The sequence below is a fragment of the Kitasatospora sp. NPDC004240 genome, assembly GCF_053603215.1.
In genome coordinates, this window is sequence record NZ_JBSGFD010000028.1 from 21,376 (window position 1) to 45,957 (window position 24,582).

General features: G+C 72.5%; 20 protein-coding genes, 1 pseudogene and 2 riboswitches. Of the genes and pseudogenes, 5 read left to right on the forward strand and 16 right to left on the reverse strand.

Going from position 1 to position 24,582, the window contains the following annotated elements; translation table 11 throughout:
- Nucleotides 1-362: 362 nt before the first annotated feature.
- From ACWEQL_RS10400 to ACWEQL_RS10415, 4 genes and pseudogenes are all read right to left on the reverse strand, one after another.
- Nucleotides 363-1,847: pseudogene (locus ACWEQL_RS10400) on the reverse strand (putative bifunctional diguanylate cyclase/phosphodiesterase); the annotation flags it as partial.
- A 407-nt stretch (nucleotides 1,848-2,254) separates the two neighbouring features.
- Entirely contained in the window at nucleotides 2,255-4,588 is a 2,334-nt protein-coding gene (gene ligA, locus ACWEQL_RS10405) for an NAD-dependent DNA ligase LigA (protein ID WP_452149820.1), read from the reverse strand.
- A 21-nt stretch (nucleotides 4,589-4,609) separates the two neighbouring features.
- A complete protein-coding gene (locus ACWEQL_RS10410; protein WP_452149791.1) occupies nucleotides 4,610-5,620 on the reverse strand; it encodes a methionine synthase in 1,011 nt (336 codons plus the stop codon).
- Nucleotides 5,621-5,657: 37 nt separating this feature from the next.
- Nucleotides 5,658-6,521 carry a LysR family transcriptional regulator gene (locus ACWEQL_RS10415; protein ID WP_452149792.1) on the reverse strand — a complete coding sequence of 288 codons (864 nt, stop codon included), beginning with the start codon at nucleotides 6,519-6,521 and terminating at the stop codon, nucleotides 5,658-5,660.
- Between the two features lie 126 nt (nucleotides 6,522-6,647).
- Here ACWEQL_RS10415 and ACWEQL_RS10420 point away from each other — a divergent pair, with 126 nt between their 5' ends.
- On the forward strand, nucleotides 6,648-7,187 hold the full coding sequence (locus ACWEQL_RS10420) for a nuclear transport factor 2 family protein (protein ID WP_452149793.1): 540 nt from the start codon (nucleotides 6,648-6,650) through the stop codon (nucleotides 7,185-7,187).
- A 54-nt stretch (nucleotides 7,188-7,241) separates the two neighbouring features.
- Here ACWEQL_RS10420 and ACWEQL_RS10425 read toward each other — a convergent pair whose 3' ends face one another.
- From ACWEQL_RS10425 to ACWEQL_RS10440, 4 genes are all read right to left on the reverse strand, one after another.
- Entirely contained in the window at nucleotides 7,242-7,931 is a 690-nt protein-coding gene (locus ACWEQL_RS10425; protein WP_452149794.1) for an SDR family oxidoreductase, read from the reverse strand.
- Between the two features lie 13 nt (nucleotides 7,932-7,944).
- A complete protein-coding gene (locus ACWEQL_RS10430) occupies nucleotides 7,945-8,475 on the reverse strand; it encodes an LOG family protein (RefSeq protein ID WP_452149795.1) in 531 nt (176 codons plus the stop codon).
- Nucleotides 8,476-8,530: 55 nt separating this feature from the next.
- Nucleotides 8,531-9,670, reverse strand: coding sequence for a tRNA 2-thiouridine(34) synthase MnmA (gene mnmA / locus ACWEQL_RS10435; RefSeq protein ID WP_452149796.1), 1,140 nt, complete (start codon nucleotides 9,668-9,670; stop codon nucleotides 8,531-8,533).
- Between the two features lie 87 nt (nucleotides 9,671-9,757).
- Complete coding sequence (locus ACWEQL_RS10440; protein ID WP_452149797.1) at nucleotides 9,758-10,942, reverse strand: cysteine desulfurase family protein; 1,185 nt, start codon at nucleotides 10,940-10,942, stop codon at nucleotides 9,758-9,760.
- A 279-nt stretch (nucleotides 10,943-11,221) separates the two neighbouring features.
- On the opposite strand from ACWEQL_RS10440, the gene ACWEQL_RS10445 reads away from it, so the two are divergent.
- Nucleotides 11,222-11,959, forward strand: a complete 738-nt coding sequence (locus tag ACWEQL_RS10445) for an IclR family transcriptional regulator (RefSeq protein ID WP_452149798.1) — start codon at nucleotides 11,222-11,224, stop codon at nucleotides 11,957-11,959.
- On the opposite strand, the gene ACWEQL_RS10450 is transcribed toward ACWEQL_RS10445, so the two are convergent.
- From ACWEQL_RS10450 to ACWEQL_RS10485, 8 genes are all read right to left on the reverse strand, one after another.
- On the reverse strand, nucleotides 11,895-12,554 hold the full coding sequence (locus tag ACWEQL_RS10450) for a trimeric intracellular cation channel family protein (protein ID WP_452149799.1): 660 nt from the start codon (nucleotides 12,552-12,554) through the stop codon (nucleotides 11,895-11,897). The genes ACWEQL_RS10445 and ACWEQL_RS10450 overlap by 65 nt on opposite strands.
- 94 nt (nucleotides 12,555-12,648) lie before the next feature.
- Nucleotides 12,649-13,722: an ABC transporter ATP-binding protein gene (locus ACWEQL_RS10455; RefSeq protein ID WP_452149800.1), complete on the reverse strand. Its 1,074-nt coding sequence runs from the start codon at nucleotides 13,720-13,722 to the stop codon at nucleotides 12,649-12,651.
- 28 nt (nucleotides 13,723-13,750) lie between these two features.
- Nucleotides 13,751-14,854, reverse strand: coding sequence for an ABC transporter ATP-binding protein (locus tag ACWEQL_RS10460; protein ID WP_452149801.1), 1,104 nt, complete (start codon nucleotides 14,852-14,854; stop codon nucleotides 13,751-13,753).
- Entirely contained in the window at nucleotides 14,851-15,861 is a 1,011-nt protein-coding gene (locus ACWEQL_RS10465) for an ABC transporter permease (protein ID WP_452149802.1), read from the reverse strand. Before ACWEQL_RS10465 ends, ACWEQL_RS10460 begins: the two co-directional genes overlap by 4 nt.
- A gap of 101 nt (nucleotides 15,862-15,962) precedes the next feature.
- Entirely contained in the window at nucleotides 15,963-17,735 is a 1,773-nt protein-coding gene (locus tag ACWEQL_RS10470; protein WP_452149803.1) for an ABC transporter substrate-binding protein, read from the reverse strand.
- 63 nt (nucleotides 17,736-17,798) lie between these two features.
- A complete protein-coding gene (locus tag ACWEQL_RS10475; protein WP_452149804.1) occupies nucleotides 17,799-18,788 on the reverse strand; it encodes an ABC transporter permease in 990 nt (329 codons plus the stop codon).
- A gap of 437 nt (nucleotides 18,789-19,225) precedes the next feature.
- Complete coding sequence (locus ACWEQL_RS10480; protein ID WP_452149805.1) at nucleotides 19,226-20,158, reverse strand: enhanced serine sensitivity protein SseB C-terminal domain-containing protein; 933 nt, start codon at nucleotides 20,156-20,158, stop codon at nucleotides 19,226-19,228.
- 131 nt (nucleotides 20,159-20,289) lie between these two features.
- Entirely contained in the window at nucleotides 20,290-21,090 is an 801-nt protein-coding gene (locus ACWEQL_RS10485) for an enhanced serine sensitivity protein SseB (RefSeq protein ID WP_452149806.1), read from the reverse strand.
- Nucleotides 21,091-21,274: 184 nt separating this feature from the next.
- Nucleotides 21,275-21,380, forward strand: a riboswitch (glycine riboswitch).
- Nucleotides 21,381-21,500, forward strand: a riboswitch (glycine riboswitch). It begins immediately after the preceding riboswitch.
- Between the two features lie 94 nt (nucleotides 21,501-21,594).
- On the opposite strand from ACWEQL_RS10485, the gene gcvT reads away from it, so the two are divergent.
- The 3 genes from gcvT (at nucleotide 21,595) to glyA (ending at nucleotide 24,571) form a co-directional block, all read left to right on the forward strand.
- Nucleotides 21,595-22,716, forward strand: a complete 1,122-nt coding sequence (gene gcvT, locus ACWEQL_RS10490; protein WP_452149807.1) for a glycine cleavage system aminomethyltransferase GcvT — start codon at nucleotides 21,595-21,597, stop codon at nucleotides 22,714-22,716.
- A gap of 123 nt (nucleotides 22,717-22,839) precedes the next feature.
- On the forward strand, nucleotides 22,840-23,220 hold the full coding sequence (gene gcvH, locus ACWEQL_RS10495; protein WP_452149808.1) for a glycine cleavage system protein GcvH: 381 nt from the start codon (nucleotides 22,840-22,842) through the stop codon (nucleotides 23,218-23,220).
- 82 nt (nucleotides 23,221-23,302) lie between these two features.
- On the forward strand, nucleotides 23,303-24,571 hold the full coding sequence (glyA, locus tag ACWEQL_RS10500; protein WP_452149809.1) for a serine hydroxymethyltransferase: 1,269 nt from the start codon (nucleotides 23,303-23,305) through the stop codon (nucleotides 24,569-24,571).
- Nucleotides 24,572-24,582: the final 11 nt, after the last annotated feature.

Below are 24,582 nucleotides of genomic sequence, written 5' to 3' on the forward strand. Positions count from 1 at the left end.
TACGGGTGCGGCACGGGCTGCGGGACCGCTTGGATCACGGGCTGCGGTACGGGCTGGGGTACGGGCTGGATCAGCGGCTGCCCCATGGGCTGCGTCGCGCAGGGCCGGGGCACGGGCTGCGCGAACGGCTGGGCCGCCGGCTGCACGGCCACGGGCAGCTGGGCGGCCGCCGGTAGCTGGGCCGCCGCGGGCAGCTGGGCGGCCGGACGCTCCACCCGTTCGGGCCGGACCGGGCGCTCCTGGCCCTGCCGGTCCTGGCGTTCCTGGAGGCCGTGGCGCTGGTGCCGCTCCTGGCGCTCCAGCCGCTCCTGCCGCTCGTAGCGCTCCAGCCGCTCCACCGGCGGGGCGCCGGTGCGGTGCACCCGCAGCCAGGCGGTGGCCTGCTCGGCCGGCAGCGCGGCCGACACCAGCCAGCCCTGCACCGCGTCCACGCCCATGCAGTGCAGCCGCTCCCAGGTCTCGTCGTCCTCGACGCCCTCGGCGACCACGGTCAGCCCGAGCGAGTGGGCGAGCTCCACCGAGCAGCGGACCACGGCCGCGTCGTGGTCGTCGGCGACCATCCGGGAGACGAACGAGCGGTCGATCTTCAGCTCGCCGACCGGCAGGCTGCGCAGCCGCACCAGCGAGGAGTGGCCGGTGCCGAAGTCGTCCAGGGACATCCCGACGCCGTAGCCGCGCAGCTCCGCCAGGGTGTCGGCGGCCCGCCGGGAGTCGTCCAGCAGCAGCCGCTCGGTGATCTCCAGCTGCAGCGCGTGGGCCGGCACCTGGTGGCGCACGAGGTGCCCGGCGACCCGCTGGGCGAAGCCGGGGTTGAGCACGTCACGCGGCGAGACGTTCACCGCGACCTGCACCTGCAGGCCCTGGTCGCGCCAGTACGCGAGCTGGCCGACCGCGGCCTCCAGCACGTAGTCGGTCAGCCGGGGCATCAGGCCGCTGGACTCGGCGAGGCCGACGAACTCGTCCGGCGACACCTTGCCCTGGCCGGGCCGTTCCCAGCGCAGCAGCGCCTCCAGGCCGACCACCCGGCCGTCGAAGGCCACCTTCGGCTGGTAGTGCAGCTGCACCTCGCCGGTCTCCAGGGCCCGGCGCAGGTCGCCCAGCAGCCCGATCCGGTACGGCGTGTCGGCGTCCTGCGCCTCGTCGTACTGCTCGACCGAGGTGCGGCCCTGCTGGGCGTGGCCCATCGCCACGTCCGCGCGGCGCAGCAGCGACTCGGCGTCCTGGGCGTGCTTGGGGTAGACGCAGACGCCGGCGCTGGCCTCCAGGACGAGCAGCAGGCCGTCCAGGCGGATCGGCGCGGCCAGCTCGGCGATCAGGGCCTTGGCGACGCGTTCCAGGGTGTCCGGGCAGCCGACGCCGGGCAGCAGGACGGCGAACTCGTCGCCGCCCATCCGGGCCACCAGCGGCCGGCCGCGCCGGTGCGGGGGCAGCCCGGCGTACACCTCGTCCACCGAACCGCGGGCGGCCGCGCCGGCGTGGCCGCCGGAACGCAGCGCGCGGTGCAGCCGGCGGGCGATGTGCACCAGCAGCCGGTCGCCGGCGGTATGGCCGAGCGTGTCGTTGAGTGACCGGAACCGGTCGAGATCGAGCAGTATCAGGCCGACGCTGTAGCCCTCCTCGTGCTCGGCGATCGCCTCCTGGGCGGCGAGCAATAAGGCCTGACGGTTGGGCAGGTCGGTCAGCGGGTCGGTGAGCTGGTCGCGGGCACGGTCCCGGGCGATCCGCCAGGCGGCGACCAGGACGGCCAGCGGCACGGCGAACAGCGGCAACAGCTCGGGCTCGTACCGGTAGACCAGGACGGCCAGCGGGATGAGCGGCGCGGCACCGGCCAGCAGCACGCCGAGCAGCAGGACCGCACCTGCCACCCCCTGCGGCGGGCGTGTGGGCGCACCGCCGGTCGTACGATCCATAAGCCCTGTCCTCCGTCGGGCCCGCCCCGTCAGGCCGCCTCACGGCGTGAGGCACACCGTAGTGCGCCGGCAGCTGCCGGGCATGGAGCGGCCCCGCGGAGACCGGCTCAGCCGGTGCCCCCACCCCTGCTGACACTCTGTTGCGCTCCAGGGTATGCCGGGGTCCCCCGCGTGGGCAGACTTTCGGACAACCGGGAACGCACCATAACGATCAGGTACCGCACGGTGACACAGTGACTCCGGGCGCCGTGCCCGATCCCACTGTGCCCGCAATCCACCGCGCGGGACCCGGTGACGTTGCATCAGGAAGATAACAACACGGATTCAGGGTGTCTGCGGTCGGGTCAGCCCTCGGACGCCTCCGGCACCTCCCCCGCGACGGCCTTCTCCGCCTCGCCGTCCGCCCCCGGCTCCCCGGTTGCGGCCTCCCCCTCGGCCGGGGCGATGCCCAGGTGCTCGCGGGCCGCGTCCGGCCCCCGCTCCAGCAGCACGGCGAACCCGGCGTCGTCCAGCACCGGCAGGCCCAGCTGCACCGCCTTGTCGTACTTGGAACCGGGGTTGTCACCGGCCACCACGAAATGGGTCTTCTTCGACACCGAACCGGTCACCTTCGCACCGCGCGAGGTCAGCGCCTCCTTGGCGCCGTCCCGGGTGTGCCCGGCGAGGGTGCCGGTGACCACCACCGTCAGGCCCTCCAGCGGCCGCTCGCCCTCGTCCTCCTCGAACTCCTCGGTGAAGCGGACGCCGGCCGCGCGCCACTTCTCCAGGATCTCGCGGTGCCAGTCCTCGGCGTACCACTCGACGATCGAGCGGGCGGTGCCCGGGCCGACGCCCTCCGTGGCGGCGAGCTCCTCCTCGGTGGCGGCGAAGACGCGGTCCAGGTCGCGGAACTCCCGGGCCAGCGCCTGGGCGGCGACCGGGCCGACGTGCCGGATCGACAGCCCGTTCAGGAAGCGCCACAGCGGGCGCTCCTTGGCCTGCTCGATGTTGTCGAGCATCACACCGGTGTTCTTCCGGGCCGCACCCGAGGTGGTGGCGAAGAAGAACACCTCCTTCTCCTCGCCGGTCTCGTCGTCCAGCTTGGGCATGCCGGTCTTCTGGTCGCGCACCAGCACCTTGATCGGCAGCAGCTGCTCCACGGTCAGCCCGAAGATGTCGCCCTCGTTGCGCACCGGGGCGTCGGCCGGGGCCAGCGGCTGGGTCAGCGCGGTGGCGGCGACGTACCCGAGCCCCTCGATGTCCAGCGAGGACCGCCCGCCGAGGAAGGCGATCCGCTCCCGGATCTGCGCCGGGCAGAACCGCGCGTTGGGGCAGCGCAGGTCGATGTCCCCCTCGGCCATCGGACGCAGCTCGCTGTCGCACTCGGGGCACCGCACGGGCATGACGAAGGCCTGCTCGGTGCCGTCCCGCAGGTCGTACACCGGGCCGAGGATCTCCGGGATCACGTCACCGGCCTTGCGCAGCACGACGGTGTCGCCGAGCAGCACGTCCTTGGCCTTGACGACCTCCTGGTTGTGCAGCGTCGCGTACTGGACCATCGAGCCCGCCACCTTCACCGGCTCGGCCAGCACCGCGTACGGGGTGGCCCGGCCGGTGCGCCCGATGCCCACCTTGATCTCGGCCAGCCTGCCGGTGACCTCCTCCGGCGGGTACTTCCAGGCGATCGCCCAGCGCGGGGACTTGGAGGTGGCGCCGAGCCGGCCCTGCAGGGCGATCTCGTCCACCTTGACGACCACGCCGTCGATCTCGTGCTCGACCGAGTGCCGCTGCTCGCCGAAGTGCTTGATGAAGGCGCGGACCTCGTCGAGCGTGCCGACCACCTGGTTGTGCCGGGCCGTGGGCAGGCCCCACCCGCGCAGCAACTCGTAGGCGTGCGACTGGCAGTCGATGTCGAAGCCGCTGCGGGCACCGATGCCGTGCACCACCATGCGCAGCGGACGGGAGGCGGTGACCAGGGGGTCCTTCTGGCGCAGCGAACCGGCCGCCGCGTTACGCGGGTTCATGAACAGCCGGATCATCGCCCGGGGCCGCTTGCCCTCCTTGGCACGCTCCTCGTTCTCCTGCCGGCGGCGCTCGTTCTCCTCGGCGAAGGAGGCGTTGAGCGCGTCGAACTCCTCGGTCGGGAAGTACACCTCGCCGCGGATCTCCACCAGCGCGGGGACGTCGTCCCCGTGCAGCCGGTGCGGGATCTCCTTGATGGTGCGGACGTTGGCGGTGATGTCCTCGCCGACCCGGCCGTCGCCGCGGGTGGCGGCCTGCACCAGCCGGCCGTTCTCGTAGGTGAGGTTGACGGCCAGTCCGTCCACCTTGAGCTCGCACAGGTAGTGGTAGTCGATGCCGGACAGCTCGGCCCCGACCCGCTCGGCCCAGGCGGCGAGCTCGTCCCCGTCCATCGCGTTGTCCAGGCTGAGCAGGCGCTCGCGGTGCTCGACGGAGGCGAACAGCCCCGCGACCACCGCCCCGCCGACCTTCTGCGAGGGCGACTCCGGGGTCACCAGCGCCGGGTGCCCGGCCTCCAGCGCCTCCAGCTCGCGCATCAGGGCGTCGAACTCGGCGTCGCTGACGGTCGGCGCGTCCTGCTCGTAGTACCGCGCCCGGTGGTCCTCGATCTCGGCCGCCAGCTCCGCGTGCCGCCTGCGCACCTCCGCCGGGACGTCCTCCCAGCCCTCGACAGCCACCACCGCAAGCCTCCTACCGTCTCATTCCGGGTTGTCCACCAGGCTCTGCGCCGCCCTCACGCTCAGTGACAACGCCTTGCGCGCGTACGCCGGGGAGGCCCCGGCCAGCCCGCAGGTCGGCGTCACCAGCACATGGCGGCCGAGCAGCTCCGGGGCGAACCCGAGCCTGCGCCACAACGTCCTGACACCCTGGACACTACCGGCAGGGTCTGACAGTCCACGGTCGGTGGAGGGGACGACACCGGCCAGGATCGCGGTGCCCGCCTCGACCGCCTCGCCCAGGTCGTCGTCCTCACGCTCCGTCAACAGCGAGAAGTCCAGCGACAGTCCGGCGACCCCGGCACGGCGCAGCAGCGGGACCGGCACGCCGGGCGCGCAGCAGTGCACGACCACGGGGGCGTCGAGGGCGCGGATCAGCTCGCGCAGCTGCTCCTCGGCGATCTGACGGTCCACCGCGCGCAGCCGCTGGAAGCCGCTGGCCGTCTTCACCGAGCCGGCCAGCACGGCGGGCAACGAGGGCTCGTCCAGCTGGAGCACCACCTCGGCGCCCGGGATCCGCCGACGGACGTCGGCCAGGTGGCGGCGCAGGCCCTCGGTGAGCGAGCCGGTGATGTCACGGCACGCGCCGGGGTCGGCGAGCGCCTTCTCGCCGTGCTTGAGCTCGACCGAGGCGGCCAGCGTCCACGGCCCGACGGCCTGCACCTTGAGCGCGCCGGTGTACCCCTGGGTGAACTCCTCCAGGGCGTCCAGGTCCTCGCCGAGCCAGGAGTGGGCGCGCCGGGTGTCCCGGCCCGGCCGGTCGGTGAACCGCCAGCCGCTGGGCTCGGTCTGCGCGAACAGTTCGACCAGCAGCCCGGCCCCGCGGCCGATCATGTCGGCGCCCGGCCCGCGGGCCGGCAGCTCGGGCAGGAACGGCAGGTGCTCCAGCGCCCCGGTCGAGGTCTTGGCGGCCTCCCGGGCGTCGGTGCCGGGCAGCGAGCCGACGCCGGTCGCGGCGCCGCGCAGGTCGGGGAAGGAATGTCCGTTGCTCACCCGCCCGAGCCTAGTGCGCCGCGCGGGGGCTCCCCGCTCATCCGGGCCCGTGGACCAGCGCGACCGCCGCCTCGGCGAAGGCGTGGACGCGGGCGGTCGCCCCGTCGGCCGGCCACAGCAGTGCCCACTCCAGCGGTGGGGCACCGTCGAGGGGGACGTACGCGACGTCGGGGCGGACGTAGTAGCGGCGGGTGTGGGCACCGACCGGGAGCACGCCCTGCCCGGCGCCGACGAGGGTGAGCGCCTCCTGGAACGTCACGGCCCGCGGCCCCGGCGCCGCGCCCTGCGGCGGCACGGGCACGGCCGCGTGGCCGTCCAGGCGCAGCACCGGCACCCGGGCCAGCTCCGCGACGGGGACGCCGGCGCGGCCGGCGAGGGGGTGGTCGACGGGAACGGCCAGCATCCACGGCTCGGCGACCAGGACGGGGCCGCAGGCGATCCCGGGCTCGTGGCACACGGTGCCCAGCCCCAGGTCGGCCTCGCCCTCGCACAGCCAGGGGAGCAGCTCACCGGTCTGCGCCTCCCGCAGGCGCACCTCGCAGTCGGGCGTCCGGTCGCGGAACGCCTGCGCGGCCCCGGCCACCAGCTGGCCCGCGGCCGCGCCGACGAAGGCGACCCGCAGGGTGCCGGACAGACCCCGCCCCGCCTCGACCGCCCGTTCCATCGCCGCACCCACGGCCTGCCACGCCGGCCGGAGGTCCTCGACCAGGTTCCGCCCCGCGGCGGTGAGTTCGACGTGCCGGCTGGTGCGGCGGAACAGCGGCACGCCCACCCGCCGCTCCACCTTGCGGACGGTCTGGCTCACCCGGGTCGTCGAGACGTGCAGGCGCTCGGCGGTCCGCCCGAAGTGCAGTTCCTCGGCGAGCACCAGCAGCGCCTCCACCTCGTACCGCTCGATCACGCGTCCTCCGTCCCCGTCGTGAAGCCCCGCTTCACGATCCTTGCGCAGACCGTCGTTGTTCGCCCCGCACCGGCGCAGCAGAGTGGACGGCGTCGAGCCCACCGCACTCCCTGCCCGGAGGACACCATGACCGCCGCCACCGCCCGGAACACCCCGACCGACCGGCACGCGCGGCAGGCCCTGGCCGCCCCGCCCGGTGACACCGCCGCCGTCGTCGCCGAACTGCGCGACCGGGCCGAGATCACCGACGCGCTGTACCGCTTCGCGCTCGGCCAGGACCTCAAGGACCGGGACCTGTTCGCCTCCGCGTTCGCGGCCGACGCCGAGCTCGACTTCCGTCCCGCCGCCGCGCGTTGGGGCGCCGCCCCGCCCCTGATGGCCGGGCGGGACACCATCGTCGACACGATCCTGGAGCTGTTCACCGGCCGGGTCGACACCACCCACCAGATCACCAACCCGCGGATCACCGTCGACGGCGACACCGCCCGGCTGACCGCGCTGGTCGAGGCGCAGCACCTGCTCACCGCCGACCCGACCGTCCACGCCCTGCTGAAGAACCCCTACCGGGTCGAGCTGGTGCGCGACGGCGGCCGCTGGCTGATCCGTCGGATGCGCATCGAGAACACCTGGCTGGTCGGCGACCCCGTCGCCGTCTTCGGGGCCTGACCGCGGGTGGGCCCACGCGTGGGAAGTCGGCCGGGCCGACCTCCCACGCGGCTGCTACGCCCCCGGGCGGACGGTGATGTCGGTGATGTGCGCGTCGCGGGAGGCGTCGAGCGCCGCGACGACGGCCTTCGCCACCGACTCGGGCGCGATCCAGCGGTCGGCGTCGTACGCCTTGCCCTCCTGCTGGTGCACCTTGACCTGCATCGGGGTGGCCGTACGGCCGGGGTAGACGGAGGTCACGCGGACGCCGTGGGAGGACTCCTCCAGGCGCAGCGAGTCGGCGAGCGCCTTGAGACCGTGCTTGCTGGCGGCGTACGCGGACCAGTCGGCGTGGGCGTTGAGGCCGGCGCCGGAGTTGACGAAGACCACGTGGCCCTTGACCAGGCGCAGCGAGGGCAGCAGCAGCCGGGTGAGCTCGGCGGGGGCGACCAGGTTGACGTTCAGGGTCTCCTGCCAGGCCTTGACCGGCAGTTCGCCGACCTGGCCGAGCTCGACCACGCCGGCGACGTGCAGCAGCGAGTCGAGTTCGACCGGGAGCGCCTGGTGGCCGAAGGCCCAGGAGAGCTTGGCCGGGTCGCCGAGGTCGCCGACCAGGGTCTTCGCGCCGGGGAACCGCTCGCGCAGTTCGGCGGCACGGCGGGCGTCGCGGGCGAGCAGCCAGAGGTCGTCGCCGCGCTCGGCGAGACGGTCGGCGAGGACTGCGCCGATGCCGGAGCCGGCGCCGGTGATCAGGTGTGCGGGCATGGTGCCGATCCTCTCAGGCCACGGCCTTCAGCTGTTCCAGGGCCTCGGCGGGCGAGGTGGCGAACAGCACCAGCTCGGCCAGCGGACGCGGCAGGAAGCCCTCGGTGTCCATCCGCTCCAGCTGGGTGCGCAGGCCGTCGTAGAAGCCCTCGGTGTCGAGGACGATCACCGGCTTGTCGTGCAGGCCGTGCTTCTTCAGCTCCAGCACCTCGGTGACCTCGTCCAGCGTCCCGAGGCCGCCCACGAGGACGACGACCGCGTCGGCGCGGGCCAGCAGCTGGGCCTTGCGCTCGGCGAGGTCGCCGGTGGTGACCAGCTCGTCGGCGCCCTGGTACGCCTTGTGCTTCAGCAGCTCGACGGAGATCCCGACCAGCCGGCCGCCGGCGGCCTTCACCCCGTCGGCGAGCACCCCCATCAGCCCGGCGTTGGAGCCGCCCCACACCAGGGTGTGCCCGCCCTCCCCGAGCAGGCGGGCGAACTCGGCGGCGGGGGCCGAGTAGCGGTCGTCGAGCGAGTACGCGGAGCAGAAGACAGAGATGTTCATAGTGCTCCCCGGTCTATCACGGACCCGCCCACCCGCTCACCGGGTTTCCGGCCGCTCAGACCCCGACGGCCCGGCGCTCCGTGGTCGCGATGGTGGCGGAGCCGATGACGCGGGTGCCGTCGTAGAGGACGACGGCCTGGCCGGGGGCGATGCCGCGGGCGGGGGTGTCCAGGGTGACGTGGAGCTCGTCGCCGGCCATCGCCGCCGTGACCGGGACCTCATCGCCGTGGGCGCGCAGCTGGGCGGTGTAGCGGCCCTCGGCCTCGACCGCCTCGGTGCCGCACCAGCGGGGGCGGATGGCGGTGAGGGCGGTGACGTCCAGGCCCTCGGCGGGGCCGACGGTGACGGTGTTGTTCACCGGGGAGATGTCGAGGACGTAGCGCGGCTTGCCGTCGGCGGCGGGGCGGCCGATCCGCAGGCCCTTGCGCTGGCCGATGGTGAAGCCGTACGCGCCGTCGTGCTCGCCGAGCTTGGTGCCGTCGGCGTCGAGGATGTCGCCGCGGGCGGTGCCGAGGTGCTTGGCGAGGAAGCCCTGGGTGTCGCCGTCGGCGATGAAGCAGATGTCGTGGCTGTCGGGCTTCTTGGCGACGGCAATGCCACGGCGCGCGGCCTCCTCGCGGATGGCGTCCTTGGTGGTGTCGCCGAGCGGGAAGAGCGAGTGGGCGAGCTGGTCGGCGTCGAGCACGCCGAGCACGTACGACTGGTCCTTGGCGGCGTCGACGGCGCGGTGCAGCTCGCGGCGGCCACCCGGCAGGTCGACGATCCGGGCGTAGTGGCCGGTGCAGACGGCGTCGAAGCCGAGGGCGATCGCCTTGTCCAGCAGCGCGGCGAACTTGATCTTCTCGTTGCAGCGCAGGCAGGGGTTGGGGGTGCGGCCGGCCGCGTACTCGGCGACGAAATCGTCGATGACGTCCTCGCGGAAGCGCTCGGCGAGGTCCCACACGTAGAAGGGGATGCCGATGACGTCGGCGGCGCGGCGGGCGTCGCGGGAGTCCTCGATGGTGCAGCAGCCGCGGGCGCCGGTGCGGAAGGACTGCGGGTTGGCCGACAGCGCCAGGTGCACGCCGGTCACCTCGTGGCCGGCTTCGACGGCGCGGGCGGCGGCGACGGCGGAGTCCACCCCGCCGGACATCGCGGCGAGCACGCGCAGGCGGCCAGTGGACGGGGTGGTCGGGGCACCGGGGAAGTCAGTCATGATGCACCAAGCGTACGCGCCGCCCGGATGCTTCCCGGAGCGGATTACCGGCGGGCCGGAGCGGAGTACCGGCGGGCCGGAAGCCGGTCACCGGCGGGCGGCGGCCGCCAGTCCGGCGTTGCGGGCGCGGTGCACGGCGGGCTCGATGGCGGCGGCGAGCGCGGCCACGTCCTCCCGGGTGGAGGTGTGCCCGAGCGAGAACCGCAGCGAGGCGCGGGCCAGCAGCGGGTCGACGCCCATCGCGAGCAGCACGTGGCTGGGCTGGGGGACGCCCGCCGAGCAGGCCGAGCCGGTGGAGCACTCGATGCCCTGGGCGTCGAGCAGCATCAGCAGCGCGTCGCCCTCGCAGCCGGGGAAGGAGAAGTGCGCGTTGGCGGGCAGCCGGCCCTCGGCGGCGGGATCGCCGTTGAGCACGGCGTCGGGGACGGCGGCGAACACGTCCGCGACGAGTTCGTCGCGCAGCGCGCCGAGCGCGGCCGCGTGCTCGGCCTGCCGGGCGACGGCGATCTCGGCGGCGGCCGCGAAGCCGGCGGCGGCGGGCGCGTCGAGGGTGCCGGAGCGCACGTCGCGCTCCTGACCGCCGCCGTGCAGCAGCGGGACGGGGGTGGCGCCGCGGGAGAGCAGCAGCGCGCCGATGCCGTACGGGCCGCCGATCTTGTGGCCGGTGACGGTGAGCGCGGTGAGCCCGGAGCCGGCGAAGGAGAGCGGCACCTGGCCGAGCGCCTGGACCGCGTCGGCGTGCACGGGGATGCCGTACTCGGCCGCGACGGCGGTGAGTTCGGCGACCGGCTGGATCGTGCCGACCTCGTTGTTGGCCCACATCACGGTGACCAGGGCGACCGAGGCGGGGTCGCGTTCGATGGCCTCGCGCAGCGCGCCGGGGTGCACCCGGCCGAGGGCGTCGACCGGCAGGTAGTCGACGGTGGCGCCCTCGTGCTCGCTCAGCCAGTGCACGGCGTCCAGCACCGCGTGGTGCTCGACGGGGCTGCACAGCACCCGGGTGCGGGCCGGGTCGGCGTCGCGCCGGGCCCAGAAGAGGCCCTTGACCGCGAGGTTGTCGGACTCGGTGCCGCCGCCGGTGAGCACGATCTCGCTCGGACGGGCGCCCAGCGACTCGGCCAGTGACTCGCGGGACTCCTCGACCACGCGGCGGGCCCGACGGCCGGACGCGTGCAGGGAGGAGGCGTTGCCGACGACCCCCAGGTGCGCCGTCATCGCGGCGATCGCCTCGGGCAGCATCGGCGTGGTCGCCGCATGGTCCAGGTATGGCATAACCATCCGATTGTAGATGGCCGCCGGGTGGCGTTCCGGCCATACCACCGACGGCAACTCGCCGTTGGTCCCGCGTACCGCGAGGGGCTAGCCTGACGCCCACACCCGAACACACGGCGCACACGGCGGACACACCGGACGCACCGGGCACCGAAGATCGAACACGGCGGACGCACGGAACCCGGCGCGGACGCACCGAACGCACCGATACACAGCGAAGACACCGAAGACACCGAGACGCCGGGCGCAGCGACGGCCCGGCGCGGGACTGGGGGCGGGATGGCTCAGTCGGTCGACCGGGCGCTCACCCTGCTCGCCTCGCTCGGCGACGGGCCGGTGACCCTCGAACAGGCCGCGACCGGCCTCGGCGTGCACAAGTCCACCGCACTGCGGCTGCTGCGCACGCTGGAGGAGCACGGCTTCGTCCAGCGCCAGGCGGACCGCCGCTACCGGGTCGGCGGCCGGGTGCTGTCGCTGGCCCACCGGGCGCTGGAGGAGCTCGACGTCCGGCAGGTCGCGGCGCCCTACCTGGCCGCCTTGAACGCGCGCTGCGGCCACACCGTCCAGCTGGCGGTCCTGCACGAGGGTGAGGTGCTGTACGTCGACGAGCTGACCGGGCGCGGGGTGCCGGCCCGGCCGTCCCGGATCGGCCGGCGGGCGCCGGCCGCGAGCACCGCGATCGGCCGGGTGCTGCTGGCCGGGCGGGCCGACGGAGCGGCGGCCGGGGAGGAGCTGGCCGCGGTCCGCCGCCAGGGCTGGGCGGTGGAGTCGGCCGAGCACCGGGAGGCGGTCACCTGCGTGGCGGCCCCGGTGGCGGGCAGCGGCGGGCGGACGGTGGCGGCCTGCGCGGTGTCCGCGCCGGCCGAGCTGACGCCAGCCGGGGAGCTGACCCGGCTGCTGCCGGAGCTGCTCTGCACCGCCGAGGCGATCTCGCTGGCGTACGGCGGCTCGCCTACTCCTCGCTGGTGCGAGAACCGTTGCGGTGCCAGGCCCGCGGGGCGCGCCAGCCGTACTTGAGCGCGAGCATCCGCAGTCCGAAGGCGACCAGGGCGGCGGAGGTGCCGGTGAGGGTGGTGAGGTCGTCGAGCGCGATGAGCAGGGCGACCAGGGAGGCGCCGACCAGGGCGGGGACGGCGTAGATCTCGCGGTCCCAGCGCAGCAGGGAGGGGATCTCGCCGGCGAGGACGTCGCGCATGACGCCGCCGCCGGCCGCGGTGACCATGCCGAGGGCGATCGAGGCGACCGCGCCGAGCCCGTAGTCGTGGGCCTTGGCGGTGCCGGTGACGCAGAACAGTCCGAGCCCGAGCGCATCCAGGGTCTGCACGGCGAGGTTGATCCGTTCGACCTCGGGGTGCAGGAAGAAGACCACGAGGCCGGCCGCGAGCGGGGTGACGAAGTACCCGAGGTTGGTGAAGGCGGCGACCGGGGTGGCACCGATCACGAGGTCCCGCATGACCCCGCCGCCGAGGGCCGTGACCTCGGCCAGCACGCAGATGCCGAAGATGTCCATGTTCTTGCGCACGGCGAGCAGGCCCCCGGAGAGGGCGAAGACGAAGATGCCGACCAGGTCCAGGGACTGCTGCACGTCGGAGGGGAAGATCTGCGAGGTCACCGCACAACTATGGACCGACGACCCCCCTGATCAGCGAATCAGCCCCTGATCAGGGGGGTCGGCCGGGATTTCCCAGGCCGTCACTCAAGATGACTCAGGCCGAGGCGAGCGTCTTCCCGCCGTCCCCGCCCTCACCCTCCGCCGAGTTCTCCGGGAAGTGACACGCCACCTGGTGCCCCACCTTGGCCGCGACCAGCGGCGGCTCCTGGGTGGCGCAGACGTCCTGGGCCTTCCAGCAGCGGGTGCGGAAGCGGCAGCCGCTGGGCGGGTTGATCGGGGACGGCACGTCGCCCTGGAGCCGGATGCGCTCGCGCCGCTCCTTGCGCCGGGGGTCCGGCACCGGCACCGCGGACATCAGCGCGGTGGTGTACGGGTGCATCGGCGAGCGGTACAGCGAGTCCCGGTCGGCGATCTCGACGATCTTGCCGAGGTACATCACGGCGACCCGGTCGGAGACGTGCCGGACCACCGAGAGGTCGTGCGCGATGATCAGGTAGGTGAGGCCGAGCTCCTTCTGCAGGTCGTCGAGCAGGTTGACGACCTGGGCCTGGATGGAGACGTCCAGGGCGGAGACCGGCTCGTCGGCGACGATCATCTTGGGCCGCAGGGCGAGCGCCCGGGCGATGCCGATGCGCTGGCGCTGGCCGCCGGAGAACTCGTGCGGGTAGCGGTTGTAGTGCTCGGGGCTGAGCCCGCAGAGCTCCAGCAGCTCCTGGACGGCCTTCTTGATGCCGCCGGCCGGCTCCGCCTTCTGCAGCTTGAACGGCGCGCCGACGATGGTGCCGACGGTGTGCCGCGGGTTCAGCGAGGAGTACGGGTCCTGGAAGATCATCTGCATGTCACGGCGCAGCGGCCGCATCGCCCCGACGCCCAGGTGGGTGATGTCGGTGCCCTCGAACTCGATCTTCCCGCCGGTCGGTTCGTCGAGCCGGGTGACCAGCCGGCCCATCGTCGACTTGCCGCAGCCGGACTCGCCGACCACGCCCAGGGTCTCGCCGGCGTTGACCGAGAAGTCGATGCCGTCGACGGCCCGGACGGCGCCGGTCTGGCGCCGCAGCAGCCCGCTGGTGATCGGGAAGTGCCGGGTCAGACCGGTCACCCGGAGCAGCGGCTCGCGGTCGGGGGCGGGCGCGGGTGCCGGGATCGCCGCCGCCTGAGTGTCCGTCATGGGGTGTCTCCAAACAGGTCGTGCGCGTTCACAGCCGGGGCGCGATCTCTTCGGTGAAGATGCGGTGCCGGTCGGCGGCCTTGAGGTGGCAGGCCGCGTGGTGGCCGGGCGCGGCCTCGGCCAGCGCCGGGACGTCGGTCGACGAGCGCCCGCCGGTGAGCTCGGCGTACGGGCAGCGCGGGTGGAAGGCGCAGCCGCTGGGCACGTTGATCAGGCTGGGCGGGGTGCCCTTGACCGGGATCAGCCGGTCCTGGAGCTCCCGGTCCAGCCGGGGCATCGAACCGAGCAGGCCCCAGGTGTAGGGGTGCTCGGGGGCGTCGAAGAGCTGCTCGGCGGGGCCGCGTTCGACGCACTTGCCGCCGTACATGACGAGGATGTCGTCGGCGAGTTCGGCGACCACCCCGAGGTCGTGGGTGATGATGATGACCGCGGAGCCGAACTCCTGCTGGAGGTCGCGGATGAGGTCCAGGATCTGCGCCTGGACGGTGACGTCCAGGGCGGTGGTGGGCTCGTCGGCGATCAGCAGCGAGGGGTCGTTGACCAGCGCCATGGCGATCATCGCGCGCTGGCGCATGCCGCCGGAGAACTGGTGCGGGTAGTCGTCGACCCGGCGGTCGGGCTGCGGGATGCCGACCCGGTCGAGCATCTCGATCGCCCGGGTGCGGGCCTGCTTCTTGTTCGCCGCCGGGTGGTGGACCCGGTAGGCCTCCATGATCTGCTGGCCGACCGTGTAGTACGGGTGCATCGCGGTCAGCGGGTCCTGGAAGATCATCGACATCGCGCGGCCGCGCAGCCGGCGCACCCGGTCCGGGTCGGCGGAGACCAGCTCCTCGCCGTCCAGGTGGATCTGGCCGGTGATCCGGGCCCGCTTGGAGCGGTGCAGGCCCATGATCCCGAGCGAGGTGACCGACTTGCCGGAGCCGGACTCGCCGACGATGCCGAGGGTGCGGCCCTTGTGCAGGTCGAAGCTGACCCCGTCGACCGACTTGACCAGACCGTCGTCGGTGTCGAAGTGGATCCGCAGGTCGCGCACCGAGAGGTACGCGTCGCCGGCCGGGGGCTTCGTGAGGTCGGCGGTGGACGCGGGGGCCTTCCCGGGGTCGGCCGCCGCGGCCTTGGAGAGCTCGGTCATGACAGCCTCACCCGGGGGTCGACGAGGGCGTACAGGAGGTCAACCAGCAGGTTGCAGATGACGATGAAGAAGGCGGCGACCAGGGTGACGCCGAGGATCTTCGGCAGGTCGTTGTCGGCGATCGCGGAGACCGCGAAGAAGCCGACGCCCTGGAGCGAGAAGACCTGTTCGGTGATCAGGGCACCGCCGAGCAGCAGACCGAGGTCCATGCCGAAGATGGTGATGATCGGGGTGAGCGCGGAGCGCAGGCCGTGCCGGACGATGACCTTGCGCTCGGCGAGGCCCTTGGCCCGCGCGGTGCGGATGTAGTCCTCGCTCATCGTCTCCAGCATCCCGGCACGGGTGAGCCGGGCGTAGAGGGCGGAGTAGAGGAAGGCCAGCGAGACCCAGGGCAGGACCAGGTTGCGGGCCCACATCAGCGGGTCCTCGGCGAACTCGACGTACTCGAGGTTGTCGAAGATCGGCCATTCGTAGCTGAACAGCGCGAGCGACAGCACGCCGGTGAAGAAGATCGGCAGCGAGACGCCGGCCAGGGCGATGCCCATCGAGAGGCGGTCGAAGAGCGACTTCGGCTTGAGGGCCGAGATGACGCCGACGGTGACGCCGGAGAGCAGCCACAGGACGGCCGCCCCGAGGGCGAGCGAGACGGTGACCGGGATGCGCGAGGCGATCTCGGGCCAGACCTCGATGTGGTTCTTGAACGAGTAGCCGAAGCAGGGCACCTGGCAGGTGACGGGATCGGGGCCGAACTTGTACTCGGCGCCGCTGACCAGGCCCTTGAGGAAGTTCCCGTACTGGACGTAGACGGGCTGGTCCAGTCCGAGGTTCTTCTTCACCGCGAGGACGGTCTCGGGCGTGGGGTTCTTGCCGACGTACTGGGTGGCCAGCTGGTCGGCGTTCTGCCCGGCCAGGGCCGGGAGGACGAAGAAGATCGCGAAGGTTACCGCGCTCACCACGAGGAGCAGCAGGACGGCCGCGAACGTCCGCCGGATGATGTAGGCAAACATAGTCGGTCGGCTGCGGCGGCCCGCCCCCGTCCGGATGGTCGACCCGGGCGGAGGCGGGCGCGGCTGCCTTCACCTGCCTTCAGGGATGTGGAGCCAGGCTCTTACTTGGTGGTACCGATGTTGAGGTAGTCGTACTGGCCGGAGAAGGCCGGCGTGCTGCCCATGTTGGTGGCGTTGTCCGGGCGGAAGAGCAGGACCTTGAAGTACATCAGCGGGACGATGACCGCGGAGTCCATGACCTTCTTGTCGATCTCCGCGTAGGCCTTCTCACGGGCGGCCTTGTCGGTGTTGGCGATCGCCTCCGTGATGAGCTTGTTCACGGCCGGGTCGTTCAGCTGCGACAGGTTGGTGTTGCCGGAGGCCTTGATGGCGGCGCCGTCCACGACCTGCTGGAGGTAGCCGTAGCCGGTCGGCCAGTCGGCGCCCCACTGCATCATCATGAGGCCGATGCCCTTCTCCTCGGTGAACTTCGGCACACCGGCGTAGTCGGAGAAGTACTTGCCCTGCGGGTACTGCTGGATCTCGACCTTGATGCCGACCTTCTCCAGCGAGGCCTTGACCGCGGTGGCCGCGTCGACCTCGCCCGAACGGTCGCTGCGGGCGGAGATGGAGGTGGTGAAGCCGCCCTCCTTGCCGCAGGCCTTCAGCGCGTCCTTGGCCTTGTTGGCGTCACCCTTGTTCTCGGGCGTCGCGTAGGTGTCGAACTTCTGGTAGCCCGGGATGTCCGGCGGCAGGAAGGTCGAGGCGATGTCGCCGCGGATCGGGCCGCCGGAGGCGGTCTGCACCGAGACCTTGTCGATGGCGTACTGGACGGCCTTGCGGCAGTCGAGGTTGTCGAACGGCGCGACCTTGCTGTTGATCGCGACGTACGCGAGGCGGCCACCCTGCGCGTTGTCGGTCTGCGCCTTGAGCTTGGCGTCGGTCAGCAGCTTGGCCTGGGTCTGGCGGTCCACGCCCTTGCCGGCCAGGTCGACGGTGGCGGCGCCGGACATCAGGTCCTGGTCGATGGTCGACTGGGAGACCTTCAGCTTGACGACGATCTTGTCCGGCAGCTGCTTGCGGATCGGGTCCGTCTCGGCCGACCAGTTGGGGTTGCGGACCAGGACGACCTGCTTGTCCTGCTCGAAGCTCTCGAACTTGTAGCTGCCGGAGGAGACGATGCTCTTCTGGTAGTCGGCGCCCTTGTCCTTCTCCTGCGGCACGGGGGCGGTCTGCGGGGTGGAGACCAGGTAGTCGAAGTCCGCGAACGCCTCCTTCAGGTGGAAGACGATCGTGAAGTCGTCCGGCGTCTCGATGGACTTCAGGCCCTCGGGGCTCTTGTCCTTGTAGGGGCCCTCGTACGGGGTCGGGTTGTCGACCAGACGCTCCTTGAAGTACGTCGGGCCGTTGGAGAACACGTCCGGGGCGAAGCCGCCGGCGCGCTCCACGGCGTACTTGACGTCCTTGGCGGTGATCGGGGAGCCGTCGTCGTACTTCAGACCCTTGCGGATCTTGTACGTCCAGGTCTTGCCGCCGTCGCTCGGCTGGCCGAGGGCCTCCGCGAGGTCCGGGACGAGGGTGTTGCCGTCCTCGCCCGCGGACGGCTTGAAGGTGGTCAGCGGACGGGCGTACAGACGCGAGAAGTTGTACATGTACGCGTAGTACGTGTTGCCCGGGTCGAAGGAGTCCGGCACATCGCTGTGCTCGTAGACGACCGTTCCGCCCTTCTTGTCCGACACGTTCACCACCTTGCCGGTGGCCGCGTTGGCGCCGGAGCCGGAGGTGTTGGTGCCCTTGCCGTCGGCGCTCTTCTTGGCGTCGCTGGAACATCCGGTGACCACCAGGACGGCGGCCGCCGCCAGTGCGGTCAGTGCGGTGCTGCGGGACCTGCGCATGGGTGAGATCAACCCCTTGGAGAACGTGAGGGAGTGGGTGGTGTCGGGTTGTCTGACGTGATGTCAGTTGCTGCGCGGGTCGAGGGCATCGCGCAGCCCGTCGCCCAGCAGATTGAAGGCGAGCACCGTCAGGAAGATCGCCATACCGGGGACCACCATGTACTGCGGGTCCACCTGGTAGTACTTGATCGCGTCGCTGAGCATGCCGCCCCAGGAGGACTGCGGGGGCTGGATGCCGACGCCGAGGAAGCTGAGGCCTGCCTCGAAGAGGATGTTGGTCGGGATCAGCAGGGTCGAGTAGACCAGGATCGGGCCGACCAGGTTCGGCAGCAGTTCCTTGAAGAGGATGAACGGGCCGCGGGCGCCGAGGCTGCGGGCCGCGTACACGAACTCCCGCTCGCGCAGCGAGAGGGTCTGTCCGCGCACGATCCGGCCCATGTACGGCCAGTTGAAGAACCCGATCACGAAGATCAGCACCGTGATGTGCAGCGGGAGGCCCTTGAGGCCGAAGGCGCCGCCCTGCAGCGAGGCGGAGATCGAGATCGCGAACAGCAGCAGCGGGAAGGCGAGGAAGGTGTCCATCAGCCGGCTGATCACGGTGTCCACCCAGCCGCCGTAGTACCCGGCGATCACGCCGAGGACGGTGCCGATGGCGTTGGACAGCACGGTGGCGCCGAAGGCCACCAGCAGGGAGACCCAGGAGCCCTCGATGATGCGGGACATGATGTCGCGGCCGAACCCGGGGTCCACGCCCAGCGGGTGGTCGGCGCTCATGCCGCCCCAGTCGCCGTACGGGATGCCACCGAGGTCGACGTCCAGCAGGTCCTGGTTCAGGGCGTCGGGGTCGAGCCCGAAGACGGACTGGATCGGCTTGGCCAGTACCGCGAGCAGTACCAGCAGGATCACGATCACGCCGCCGGCGACGGCGGCCTTGTCACGCTTGAAGCGCAGCCAGGCGATCTGGCTGAGGGAACGGCCCTCGATCGTCTTCGCCGGGCCCGGTCGGGGCGCGGCCTCGGGGGCGGTTCCGGTGGTCTCGATGGGTGCGGTCATGGTCAGTTCGGTCCCCTCGCCGACGGTGGCCGGCCCACGGGTGCCGGTCGCCGGATCGGCGGTACGGCTGGTGCGGACGTGCGGAGGTACAGATGGGTCAACAGCGGTACTGGCATTGCTCGGTACTGCCACCTCGCGGGATGGGCGTCGCGAGGTACGAGCGGTCGCCGTGCGCGTTCACCTTCGTGGGGCCTACGTACGCGCAGTGCGTTGCGCAGAACTCTCTGCCATCCGAACTGGCTTGCGCCAGCCCTGACAACCGACAGATGCCCAACTGTGATCTGTACGCATGCACCCTCCGACGGGTCGGCATACCCCTCTTCACACGGCTGTTACTGGCATGTCAATATGTGCGAACGGAACTGGCCGGATCACTCCCCGGCGAAAGCCGAAAGCCGGCCTGACGTCACGTCAGACCGGCTTCACGGGTTTGGGGTTCAGCGGCCGGGGTAACCGGGCCACGGCTGCTGCGGCGGCGGGTGCTGCCCCGGCCAGGCCGGCGCCGGCGGCTGGGTGCCGTAGCCGTACCCCGCCTGCGAGGCGTACGGCGGAGGCGGCACCGGCGGGTACGCGGCGCTCTGGGACATGTTGTGACCCGCCTCGCGGTCGAAGAACGGCCGGGCGTTGGCGCGCATCCACAGCGCCACCGGATCGTACTCGTCGCTCATCGCCACGGTGGAGACGGCCAGCCCCTCCGGCGCCACCGAGAGCGCCCGCTGCATCAGCGCGCGGACGGCCTCCACGGTCGGCGGGGAGCTCTCGTACAGGTCCAGCCCGATCGCCAGGTACGGTTCGCCCACGGCCGGTTGCACCCAGGCCCGGCGCAGCGAGCGCACCGCGCGCACCTCGCCGGCCTGACGCTCCAGCAGCGCGAAGAACTGCGACGCCTGCACCTGCGGCTCGCTCAGCCGCAGCGGGCCGGCCGGCAGCCGGTCCAGCCCGGCCGCGACCCGGCGCAGGTCCGCCCACGGCACGCCGACGCCGCCGCCGGGGGCGTGCGGGTTCAGCCACAGGCCCCAGCGGGTGCGGTACAGCGAGGCGGCGATCTCCCGGCCGGAGATCACCTCGTGCGCCCGCGCCCAGCCGCTCGCGGCCAGTTGTTCCGGGGAGGTGACGGCCGGCGCGTAGCCGTGGCCGCTCACCTCCATGTTCCCGTACTGGGCGTCCGGGCTGCCCGGCGAGCCGTGCCACAGCAGCATCCAGACCTGGCCCGCAGCCAGGGCGTGCAGCAGTGCCTCGTACGCCTCCCAGCGCTCCGGCGCGACCTCGCGCAGGGCGCGCTCCAACGCTCCCGGGTCCGCGCCGGGGCGCCCGGCGGGTGCCTGGCCCCAAGGCCCCGGGGCACCTCCTGTTACCGGTCCCGCACTCATGCGCCCACCTCGCCGCGCCTCTTCTTCCTCGCCTGCCGCCGGCCCCGGCCGGGGTGCCGGCCGGGAGTCACTGCACGCACCCTATTTGGCGCCGCAGACGGCCGCCATGCCGACGTGCCTGTGGACCGGGATCACATCCGTCCGTAGAACGGCTGTACCCGGTTGAGCAGCCACTCGACCACCGGGTCGTCCACGACGTCGAGCAGCACGAGGTGGACGCCACCGGGCAGCGGGGCGGTTCCCAGCGCCCGGCCCAGCGCCTCGTTCACGGCCGCCGGGTCGGCCGGGGCGGCCGGGTCCAGCTGGACGCCCACGAACAGCACGGTCGGCTCGCCCTCGACGCTGGCCAGCGCGCGGCGGGCGGTCAGCACGCCCGGCAGCGCGGCCAGTTCGGCGCAGGCGGCGGTCAGGAAGGCCACCGGCTCCTCGCCCGGCACCGGCTCGCGCAGCGCCACCCGGCCGCCGGCGGCCGGGGCGTCGCCGCCCTCGTCCCAGCGGTCCGCGCGCGGACCGCGCCGCAGCTCGGCCACGCCCTCCGGGGGCACCGGGATGCCGACCGGGGCCTGCGGGTTGACCGCGATGCCCACGCCCAGCGGCAGTCCGCGGGCGAACTCCCACACCGGCGCCACCGCGAACGCCATCCCGGGCGCCTGCTGGAGGAACACCTCCTGCGAGGTGAACACCGGCACGTACGGCGCTCCGGCCAGCTCCATCGTCGGAAGGTCCAGCGCCTGCCCCTGCGGGTCGGCGCCGGCCGGCAGCGGGATCCACACCTGGCTGCGCGCCAGCACCTCGAACACCCTGGGCGTCGCGCCCGGGTCGCCGAGCGCGGCGGTGAGCACCTGCTCCAGCTCGTTGGCCGGCCACGAGCCGCCCTCCGGGGCCGACTCCGGACCGCCCCACGCCTGCCCCTGCTCCACCGGGTACCCCATCCGCCCCTGAACCGCCCTCCACGCTGCCGATGCGGTGCAGCCTAGTGCTCCCGCACCCCCTCCCGCCCCCGCCCGTCCGACCCCTCTCGTCTTCCGGGGCGCGGACGTGCCATGATGTCCGCGTCCGCGCGGCCCGCTCCGAGCCCGCCGCCGCGGCCAGCCCTCCAACTCCATACCGGCCGCTCGAACCCGCGCGGGAGAGCCCGGAGTGCCCCGACAGGCGGCACAGCCGGCGCCGAAGGAGCAAGTCCTCCCCGGAATCTCTCAGGCACCCCTACCGCACGGGCGAGGCACATCTGGAAAGCGGAACACGGCCCTGCCGTGCGCCCACCCACGGTGCAAGCCGCCATGCTGTCCTGTGAGGACATGCACGCGGTGAAGCTCTCAGGTCCGACGACAGATGGGGAGACCCAGCCGCCGCATGCCCGCGCGCAGGTCAGGTCCCCGACCGGGACCGGTCCGGCGTGCGCACACCTGAGTGCCCCGACCGAGGAGTTCCTGGCCATGTCGTCCCTCCGCCTCACCGCGCTCGACGCGCTGCACCGCGCCCTCGGCGCCACCATGACCGACTTCGCCGGCTGGGACATGCCGCTGCGCTACGGCAGCGAGCGCGAGGAGCACCTCGCCGTCCGCACCAAGGCCGGTCTGTTCGACCTCTCCCACATGGGCGAGATCACCGTCACCGGCCCGCAGGCCGGCGAGATGCTGGACCACTCCCTGGTCGGCTTCGTCTCCGCGCTCGGCGTGCTGCGCGCCCGCTACACCATGATCTGCGCCGAGGACGGCGGCATCCTGGACGACCTGATCGTCTACCGCCTGCGCGAGGACTCCTTCCTGGTCGTCGCCAACGCCTCCAACGCTCAGCTGGTGCTGGACGAGCTGACCGCCCGCGCCAAGGGCTTCGACGTGGTCGTGAACGACGACCGCGACGCCTACTCGCTGATCGCCGTCCAGGGCCCGGAGTCCACCGCGATCCTGGCCGACACCACCGACGCCGACCTGCCCGGCCTGAAGTACTACGCGATCCTCCCGGCCCGGGTGGCCGGCCGCGAGGTGCTGCTGGCCCGTACCGGCTACACCGGCGAGGACGGCTTCGAGATCTTCTGCGGCCCCGCCGACGCCGAGCACATCTGGAACGCGCTCACCGGGGCCGGCACCGGCCGCGGCCTGGTCCCGTGCGGCCTGTCCTGCCGCGACACGCTGCGCCTGGAGGCCGGCATGCCGCTGTACGGGCACGAGCTGTCCACCGAGCTGACCCCGTTCGACGCGGGCCTCGGCCGGGTCGTCCGCTTCGACAAGACCACCAACGACGGCGCCTTCGTCGGCCGCAAGGCCCTGGAGAAGGCCGCCGCCGAGGCCGAGGCCAACCCGCCGCGGGTGCTGGTCGGCCTGGTCTCCGAGGGCAAGCGCGTCCCGCGCGCCGAGTACACCGTGGTCTCCACCGAGGGCGAGCCGATCGGCCGGATCACCTCCGGCGCCCCCTCCCCCACCCTGGGCAAGCCGATCGCCATCGCGTACGTGGACGCCGCCCACGCGGCCCCCGGCACCACCGTCGCCGTGGACGTGCGCGGCAAGCACGAGCCGGTGCAGGTCGTGGCGCTGCCGTTCTACAAGCGCGCCCGCTGAGGCACCCGTACCGGGAGCCCGGGCCCCCTCCCGGGCCCCGGGCCAGGCCTTCCACCCTTCCGAGTGTCGTCCGCCCGACGGACCGCTTCGTCGTACCCGCTTCCCATCCTGGAGAATGACGCCATGAGCAACCCCCAGCACCTGCAGTACACCGAGGAGCACGAGTGGCTGACCGCCGCCGAGGACGGTGTGTCGACGATCGGCATCACCAAGCACGCGGCCGACGCGCTCGGTGACATCGTCTACGTGCAGCTCCCCGAGGTCGGCGCCAGCGTCACCGCCGGTGAGACCTGTGGCGAGCTCGAGTCCACCAAGTCGGTCAGCGACCTGTACTCCCCGGTGACCGGCGAGGTCACCGAGATCAACCAGGACGTCCTGGACGACAACGGCCTGGTCAACAGCGACCCGTTCGAGGCCGGCTGGCTGTTCAAGGTCCGCGTCGAGGCCACCGGCAAGGTGCTGACCGCCGACGAGTACACCGCCCTGACCAACCCCTCGGCCTGAGCCACCCGTCGGGGCGGCCGCAGCGCGGCGGCCGCCCCGCGCGCCGGCCGTCCCTGACTCTCTCCTCCCCGGGAAGCACACCATGACGGTTCTCAACCAGTCCCTGCACGCCCTCGACCCGGAGATCGCCGCCGCGGTCGACGCGGAGCTGCACCGCCAGCAGTCCACCCTGGAAATGATCGCCTCCGAGAACTTCGCCCCGGTGGCGGTCATGGAGGCCCAGGGCTCGGTGCTGACCAACAAGTACGCCGAGGGCTACCCCGGCCGCCGCTACTACGGCGGCTGCGAGCACGTCGACGTGGCCGAGCAGATCGCCATCGACCGGATCAAGGCCCTGTTCGGCGCCGAGCACGCCAACGTCCAGCCGCACTCCGGCGCGCAGGCCAACGCCGCCGCGATGTTCGCGCTGATCAAGCCGGGCGACACCATCCTGGGCCTGAACCTGGCCCACGGCGGTCACCTGACCCACGGCATGAAGATCAACTTCTCCGGCAAGCTCTACAACGTGGTCGCGTACCACGTCGACGAGAAGACCAGCCAGGTCGACATGGCCGAGGTCGAGCGCCTCGCCAAGGAGCACCAGCCGAAGCTGATCATCGCCGGCTGGTCCGCCTACCCGCGCCAGCTGGACTTCGCCGAGTTCCGCCGGATCGCCGACGAGGTCGGCGCGCTGCTCATGGTCGACATGGCGCACTTCGCCGGTCTGGTCGCCGCGGGCCTGCACCCCAACCCGGTGCCGTTCGCGGACGTGGTCACCACCACGACCCACAAGACCCTGGGCGGCCCGCGCGGCGGCGTCATCCTCTCCAAGGCCGAGCACGCCAAGAAGATCAACTCCGCGGTCTTCCCCGGCCAGCAGGGCGGCCCGCTGGAGCACGTGATCGCCGCCAAGGCCGTGGCCTTCAAGGTCGCCGCCTCGGAGGAGTTCAAGGAGCGCCAGCAGCGCACCCTGGACGGCGCCAAGATCCTCGCCGAGCGCCTGCTGCGGGCCGACGTGGCCGAGGCCGGCGTCTCGGTGCTGTCCGGCGGCACCGACGTCCACCTGGTCCTGGTCGACCTGCGCAACAGCCAGCTCGACGGCCAGCAGGCCGAGGACCGCCTCCACGAGGTCGGCATCACGGTCAACCGCAACGCCATCCCGAACGACCCCCGCCCGCCGATGGTCACCTCCGGCCTGCGGATCGGCACCCCGGCCCTCGCCACCCGCGGCTTCCAGGCCGAGGACTTCCGCGAGGTCGCCGACATCATCGCCGAGGCCCTCAAGCCGGCCTTCGACGAGGCCACCGCCACCGCCCTGAAGGCCCGGGTCAGCGCGCTGGCCGAGAAGTACCCGCTCTACCCGAACCTCTGATTCGGCCCGGG

Excerpts from the sequence above, each read along its gene's own strand:
- ACWEQL_RS10420 (WP_452149793.1), top strand. The coding sequence starts at position 6,648 with ATGACCGCCGCCACCGCCCGGAACACCCCGACCGACCGGCACGCGCGG.
- ACWEQL_RS10425 (WP_452149794.1), bottom strand. The coding sequence starts at position 7,931 with ATGCCCGCACACCTGATCACCGGCGCCGGCTCCGGCATCGGCGCAGTC.
- ACWEQL_RS10430 (WP_452149795.1), bottom strand. The coding sequence starts at position 8,475 with ATGAACATCTCTGTCTTCTGCTCCGCGTACTCGCTCGACGACCGCTAC.
- mnmA (WP_452149796.1), bottom strand. The coding sequence starts at position 9,670 with ATGACTGACTTCCCCGGTGCCCCGACCACCCCGTCCACTGGCCGCCTG.
- ACWEQL_RS10440 (WP_452149797.1), bottom strand. The coding sequence starts at position 10,942 with ATGCCATACCTGGACCATGCGGCGACCACGCCGATGCTGCCCGAGGCG.
- ACWEQL_RS10445 (WP_452149798.1), top strand. The coding sequence starts at position 11,222 with ATGGCTCAGTCGGTCGACCGGGCGCTCACCCTGCTCGCCTCGCTCGGC.
- ACWEQL_RS10455 (WP_452149800.1), bottom strand. The coding sequence starts at position 13,722 with ATGACGGACACTCAGGCGGCGGCGATCCCGGCACCCGCGCCCGCCCCC.
- ACWEQL_RS10460 (WP_452149801.1), bottom strand. The coding sequence starts at position 14,854 with ATGACCGAGCTCTCCAAGGCCGCGGCGGCCGACCCCGGGAAGGCCCCC.
- ACWEQL_RS10465 (WP_452149802.1), bottom strand. The coding sequence starts at position 15,861 with ATGTTTGCCTACATCATCCGGCGGACGTTCGCGGCCGTCCTGCTGCTC.
- ACWEQL_RS10470 (WP_452149803.1), bottom strand. The coding sequence starts at position 17,735 with ATGCGCAGGTCCCGCAGCACCGCACTGACCGCACTGGCGGCGGCCGCC.
- ACWEQL_RS10475 (WP_452149804.1), bottom strand. The coding sequence starts at position 18,788 with ATGACCGCACCCATCGAGACCACCGGAACCGCCCCCGAGGCCGCGCCC.
- ACWEQL_RS10480 (WP_452149805.1), bottom strand. The coding sequence starts at position 20,158 with ATGAGTGCGGGACCGGTAACAGGAGGTGCCCCGGGGCCTTGGGGCCAG.
- ACWEQL_RS10485 (WP_452149806.1), bottom strand. The coding sequence starts at position 21,090 with ATGGGGTACCCGGTGGAGCAGGGGCAGGCGTGGGGCGGTCCGGAGTCG.
- gcvT (WP_452149807.1), top strand. The coding sequence starts at position 21,595 with ATGTCGTCCCTCCGCCTCACCGCGCTCGACGCGCTGCACCGCGCCCTC.
- gcvH (WP_452149808.1), top strand. The coding sequence starts at position 22,840 with ATGAGCAACCCCCAGCACCTGCAGTACACCGAGGAGCACGAGTGGCTG.
- glyA (WP_452149809.1), top strand. The coding sequence starts at position 23,303 with ATGACGGTTCTCAACCAGTCCCTGCACGCCCTCGACCCGGAGATCGCC.